Origin of the sequence: Marinomonas sp. SBI8L, from assembly GCF_001624705.1 — a bacterium.
GTDB lineage: Bacteria > Pseudomonadota > Gammaproteobacteria > Pseudomonadales > Marinomonadaceae > Marinomonas.
The window spans coordinates 503,035-510,251 of sequence record NZ_JSEO01000001.1 but is presented as its reverse complement, the minus strand read 5'-3'; the positions used below and the strand labels follow the sequence as shown (position 1 = coordinate 510,251).

General features: G+C 47.0%; 1 protein-coding gene. It reads left to right on the top strand.

The window, feature by feature from the left end:
- Positions 1-7,217: hypothetical protein (locus OA91_RS24390; RefSeq protein ID WP_197477703.1), on the top strand; the 7,217-nt coding region annotated here is incomplete at both ends.

The following is a 7,217-nucleotide window of genomic DNA, read 5'->3' as shown; positions in this document are numbered from 1 at the left end:
GTGGTACCTTATCGGGCCAAAATGTGCAGCTTGATACAGATACATTAACCAATAAAAACGATGCCATCGTGATTGCTGAAGATGGGGTACTTGATTTAGCGGCAACCACCAAGGTGACGAACCAAGGCTCTCTGATTGCTAGTAATGGCACGTTAGATGTCACAACGGACAGCTTGGTTAACCAAGGTGGTATCGCTGCACAAGCGGCTATTTTAAAGGCGGATACCTTTACCAATGATGCATCAGGCCAGATGGCGGCGGATAATAATCTGAGTGTGATCACACGTACCATCGATAACTTAGGGGAGCTTGTGGCTTCAACCGCAGATTTTGTCGCAAACCTCTTTACCAACCAAGGCACGATTGAAGCCAAAACCGGTGAGTTAGATATCACGACAGATACCTTAACCAACACATCCTCACTCTCGGGTGTGGGTGTAGACCTTGATGTGAAGGCACTGACAAACACAGACAGTGCTGTTATCTCAGGTAAGACAGCCAGTCTGATCATCAATGATTCAACAAATAGCAATACACAAAGTACCGAACAGATCATCACCAATGCCGGTACGTTATCGGCACACACTATCTCCATCGAAGGTAAGCAATTAGACAACACCGCGAGTGCGATTACGATTGCTCAAGGAGGTGATCTGACCCTTGATGTGACAGAGGTTGATAACCAAGGTCGCTTAGCTGGTGATGAGGTTAATCTGACATCAACCAGCTTGACGAACCAAGCTAATGCGTTAATCACAGCACAAGCTGGCAAGCTGACTATTAGTAATGAGACGACGTCTAACCAAGGTAAACTCTCAGGCAATAACCTGCAGATAACCACTGACACATTGACGAATGCACAAGATGCGGTCGTGATTGCCAAAGACGGCACATTAAATATAAAGGCTACGAATACACTGAATAACCAAGGTGATCTTGCGGGTGAATCTACCCAGATAAACACTCAAACCTTGATTAACCAGTCGCAAGGGCTGGTGACAGCACAAACGGGTCAATTGGCTATCACGACGCAAGGAACGCTTGAAAACAGTGGTACCTTATCGGGCCAAAATGTACAGCTTGATACAGATACATTAACCAATAAAAACGATGCCATCGTGATTGCTGAAGATGGATTACTTGATTTAACGGCAACCACCAAGGTGACGAACCAAGGTTCTCTAGCCGGTAACGAAACCAAGATTGAAACCAGCACCTTAGACAACCAAACAAGCGGTGTCATTGCGGCACAAGCGGGTGATTTAACCCTGAATGGCGATACGATTACGAATGCTGGCAGTGTGTCAGGCACGGATGTGATAATCAAATCGGATAGCGTCACGAATAAAGCGGACGCTAAGCTGATCGCCAGTAATGGCTCGTTAGATGTCACAACGGACAGCTTGGCTAACCAAGGTGGTATCGCTGCACAAGCGGCTATTTTAAAGGCGGATACCTTTACCAATGACGCGTCTGGCCAGATTACGGCGGATGACAACCTAAGTGTGATCACCCGCACCTTGGATAACTTAGGGGAGTTTGCGGCTTCAACCGCAGATTTTGTCGCAAACCTCTTTACCAACCAAGGCACGATTGAAGCCAAAACCGGTGAGTTAGATATCACGACAGATACCTTAACCAACACATCCTCACTCTCAGGTGTGGGTGTAGACCTTGATGTGAAGACACTGACAAACACAGACAGTGCTGTTATCTCAGGTAAGACAGCCAGTCTGATCATCAATGATTCAACAAATAGCAATACACAAAGTACCGAACAGATCATCACCAATGCCGGTACGTTATCGGCACACACTATCTCCATCGAAGGTAAGCAATTAGACAACACCGCGAGTGCGATTACGATTGCTCAAGGAGGTGATCTGACCCTTGATGTGACAGAGGTTGATAACCAAGGTCGCTTAGCTGGTGATGAGGTTAATCTGACATCAACCAGCTTGACGAACCAAGCTAATGCGTTAATCACAGCACAAGCTGGCAAGCTGACTATTAGTAATGAGACGACGTCTAACCAAGGTAAGCTCTCAGCCGATAGCCTTCAACTGAGTGTTGATAGCCTAACGAATGGGACAACGGGTGTGGTGATTGCGAAAAACGGTAACCTAAGGGTTAACGGAGCGAGCACACAAAATGATGGTGCGATGGCAGGTGTGAATGTCACCCTTGATGTGGAAACACTCACCACAGGCACTGACTCTCTTGTTCTCGCACAATCAGGTGACCTGACTTTAAATGCCACTAAAACACTGACTAATCAGGGTACCTTGGCTGGAGATGCTGTGACACTAGAGACTGCCACCTTGAATAATGGAGATGGGGCCTTAGTGTTGGCTCAACAAGGTTTGCTAAACCTAGATGCGACTGATGTAACGAACCAAGGTGCATTAGCGGGCAATCAAACAGAGATTGATGTTACTAGCTTAGATAATCAAGCAAAGGGTGTGATCAGTGCGCAAGCGGGTGATTTAACCCTGAATGGCGAGACGATTACCAATGCTGGTAGTGTGTCTGGTGCCAATATTACCAGTCAGTCAGAGAGTTTTACTAACCTAGTTGGGTCTAAGACGGTTGCTGAAAATGGTGAGATTGAGGTCAATACTCAGACCTTGAACAACCAAGGCTCTGTTGCAGCAAAAAAAGTGAGTATTACCACAGAGCGTTTTGATAATAGTGCAACGGGTCAGCTTGCGGTTGATACTCGCTTGAGTGTCTCGGCAACTCAGGTGTTGAATAACTTAGGTGAATTAGCATCTGCTACTGCCGACTTCCTGACAAGCGCTTTTACGAACCAAGGCACGGTTGAAGCCAAAACTGGCTTATTAGACGTCACGGCAGATACATTAACCAACACATTCTCTCTCTCGGGTGTGGGTGTAGATCTTGATGTGAAGACACTGACAAACACAGACAGTGCCGTTATCTCAGGTAAGACAGCCAGTCTTATCATCAATGATTCAACCAATGCCAATACACAAAGCACTGAACAAAGCATCACCAATGCGGGTACGTTATCGGCACATGCTATCTCCATCGAAGGTCAGCAGTTAGACAACACGGCGAGTGCGATTACGATTGCTCAAGAAGGTGATCTCACCCTTGAGGTGACAGAGATTGATAACCAAGGCCGATTAGCAGGCGATGAGGTTAATCTGACATCAACTAGCTTGACTAACCAAGCCAATGCGTTAATCACAGCACAAGCAGGCAAGCTGACGATCAGTAATGAAACGACCACGAACCAAGGTAAGCTCTCAGCTGATAGCCTTCAACTGAGCGTTGATAGCCTAACGAATGGGACGACGGGTGTGGTGATTGCGAAAAATGGTGACCTAAGGGTTAACGGGACGAGCACACAAAATGATGGTGCGATGGCAGGTGTGAATGTCACCCTTGATGTGGAAACACTCACCACAGGCACTGACTCTCTTGTTCTCGCACAATCGGGTGACCTGACCTTAAATGCCACTAAAACACTGACTAATCAGGGAACCTTGGCTGGTGATGCAGTGACATTAGATACTGCCACCTTGAGTAATGGTGATGGGGCCTTGGTACTGGCTCAACAAGGTTTGTTAAACCTAGATGCGAAAGATGTGACGAACCAAGGTGCATTAGCGGGTAACCAAACAGAGATTGATGTCACTACCTTAGATAATCAAGCAAGGGGTGTGATCAGTGCGCAAGCGGGTGATTTAACCCTGAATGGCGATACGATTACCAATGCAGGTAGCGTGTCTGGTGCCAATATCACCAGTCAGTCAAAGAGTTTTACTAACCTAGCTGGGTCTAAGACGGTTGCTGAAAATGGTGAGATTGAGGTCAATACTCAGACCTTGAACAACCAAGGTTCTGTTGCTGCGAAACAAGTGAGTATTACCTCAGACCGTTTTGATAATAGTGCAACGGGTCAGCTGGCGGTTGATACTCGCTTGAGTATCTCAGCATCTCAGGTGTTGAATAACTTAGGTGAATTAGCATCTGCTACCGCCGACTTCCTGACAAGCGCCTTTACCAACCAAGGTACGGTTGAAGCCAAAACAGGCTTATTAGACATTACAGCAGATACCTTAACCAACACATCCTCCCTCTCTGGTGTGGGTGTAGACCTTGATGTGAAGACACTGACAAACACAGACAGTGCTGTTATCTCAGGTAAGACAGCCAGTCTGATCATCAATGATTCAACCAATGCTAATACACAAAGCACCGAACAAACCATCGTCAATGCGGGTACGTTAGCTGCACAAACAATCTCTATCGAAGGTCAGCAATTAGACAACACCGCGAGTGCGATTACGATTGCTCAAGAAGGTGATCTCACCCTTGAGGTGACAGAGATTGATAACCAAGGTCGATTAGCAGGTGATGAGGTTAATTTGACATCAACTAGCTTGACCAACCAAGCCAATGCGTTAATCGCAGCACAAGCAGGCAAGTTGACAATCACCAATGAGACGACGTCTAACCAAGGTAAGCTCTCAGCCGATAGCCTTCAACTGAGCGTTGATAGCCTAACGAATGGGACGACGGGTGTGGTGATTGCGAAAAACGGTGACCTAAGGGTTAACGGAGCGAGCACACAAAATGATGGTGCGATGGCAGGTGTGAATGTCACCCTTGATGTGGAAACACTCACCACAGGCACTGACTCTCTTGTTCTCGCACAATCGGGTGACCTGACCTTAAATGCCACTAAAACACTGACTAATCAGGGAACCTTGGCTGGTGATGCAGTGACATTAGATACTGCCACCTTGAGTAATGGTGATGGGGCCTTGGTACTGGCTCAACAAGGTTTGCTAAACCTAGATGCGGCTGATGTGACGAACCAAGGTGCATTAGCGGGTAATCAAACAGAAATTGATGTCACTACCTTAGATAATCAAGCAAGGGGTGTGATCAGTGCGCAAGCGGGTGATTTAACCCTGAATGGCGATACGATTACCAATGCAGGTAGCGTGTCTGGTGCCAATATCACCAGTAAGTCAGAGAGTTTTACTAACCTAGCTGGGTCTAAGACGGTTGCTGATAATGGCGTATTAACTGTCACAACGGATCGCTTGGACAATCAGGGTTCTGTGGCCGCAAAACAAGGAACGATTACCACTGGCCGTTTTGATAATGATACAAGCGGTGAGTTGAAAATTGATACTCATCTAGTGATTAATGCGACTCAGAAATTAGAAAATGCGGGTGATATTGGCGCTGCCACAGCAGAGATTGATACCGTTACCTTTTTGAACCAAGGTGCGATTGATGCGCAATCGGGCACCTTGGATATAGATGTTGATACCTTTACCAACCAAGGCTCTATCTCTGGTGTCGGAACTAAGGTTGTGAGTCAACTGTTTAAAAACACTGAAACGAGTGTTATCTCGGGTCAATCTGGGCTGTTGGATATCAATAGTCAGTTGATAGAGAGCCAGGGCGCTCTTGTTGCTAAAGAAGTGACATTACAAGGAATTAGCTTACAAAATGATGCTGGCGCAACGGTTTTAGCTCAAGGTGGCAAGCTGACAGTTGATGTCACCAATGCAACGAACCATGGCACCTTAGCGGGTGATGATATCCAGCTAACATCATTACGTTTAAACAATGCAGAGAATGCGTTAATTACGGCTCAGTCAGGCGTATTAAAGGTCAAGACGACAGACCTAACAAACCAAGGCAAACTCTCAGCGAACAGTATTGAACTTGATACCTTTACCCTGACGAATCAGCAAAATGCCGTTGTCATTGCAAAAGCTGGGTTACTGGATATTGTGACTAAAACCTTAGACAACCAAGGCGCATTGGCAGGTCAAGCTACCAGTGTATCAACAGGCTCTTTTGTTAATGGTGTTAAAGGCATCATTACGGCATTAACAGGTGCTCTGAACCTTGAGGCTCAAACAACGGATAACAGCGGTACCTTATCAGGACAAAGTCTGACCCTAAACACAGGCTCATTAGATAACCAAGCAGATGCCGTTGTGATCGCTGAAAATGGTGAATTAGCGATCACCACAGGCACCATCAACAACGATGGGTCTCTTGCGGGTTCTGATGTCACATTGACCGTGAATGAACTGAATAATAACCGCCAAGGTGTGGTTGCCGCTCAAGCAGGCCGTTTACAGGTCTCAGCGCAATCAAATGCGGCGAGCCAAAAGATCGTCAATACGGGTTCACTGTCTGGTAATGACATGATTCTGAATGCGAATACGATCAGCAATAATGGCAATGCTGTCATGGTGGCCAATGGTGGCACCTTAGACCTTGATACCCAAACTCTGACGAATGATGGGGCGATCGGTGCAAAATCGATTGATCTGGATGTCAGTACCCGTATTACCAACAGCGCGACAGGTGTCATGAGTGCACAAGGTGGGGTATTGGCACTGGATACCCAGACCCTTGATAACGCGGGTACATTAGCGGGTTCAAGTGTGGCACTTGTGGCCAATGTGCTTGAAAACCTAGCAGGTGCTACCTTGATTGCTCAAGCGGGTGATGTCGTGATTACCTTGGTGAATGGCTTAGTCAATCGCGGTGCCATCGGTGGTAACGCGGTGACCGTGAATGCTGCGACAGTGGCAAATCATCAAACGGGCGTGATCTCAGCACAAACCGACAAACTGAGTGTAACAACCAATAGCCTAGATAATGCGGGTAGCTTGGCAGGACAGTCTGCGACAATTAAGACAGATACGCTGACGAATCAACAGAATGCGGTAGTGATTGCCCAAGCGGGTGAACTGGATGTTGATGCGGATACCTTGACGAACACAGGGTCATTAGCGGGCAGTGATGTAACGCTTGTGAGTGAGATCTTTACCAATCAGGGGACGGGTGTGATTGCGGCACAAGCAGGTGATCTTAGTCTTACCACAACTACGCTGGCGAATAACGGCAGTATCTCAGGTAAAGGCGTCACATTAAGTACAAACACACTGACAAATGCTCAAAATGCCGTGGTACTAGCAAAAGAGGGCGTGCTTGATGTGAGTGCGACAACTTCGCTGGATAACCAAGGGGCGTTAGCAGGTCAAACAGCGACACTGACGACGCAGGCCTTGAGCAATGCTGGCACGGGCGTGATTACTGCTCAAACTGGCAAACTGACACTGGATACTCAAACAACAGATAACAGCGGTACCTTATCAGGACAAAGTCTGACCCTAAACACAGGCTCATTAGATAACCAAGCAGATGCC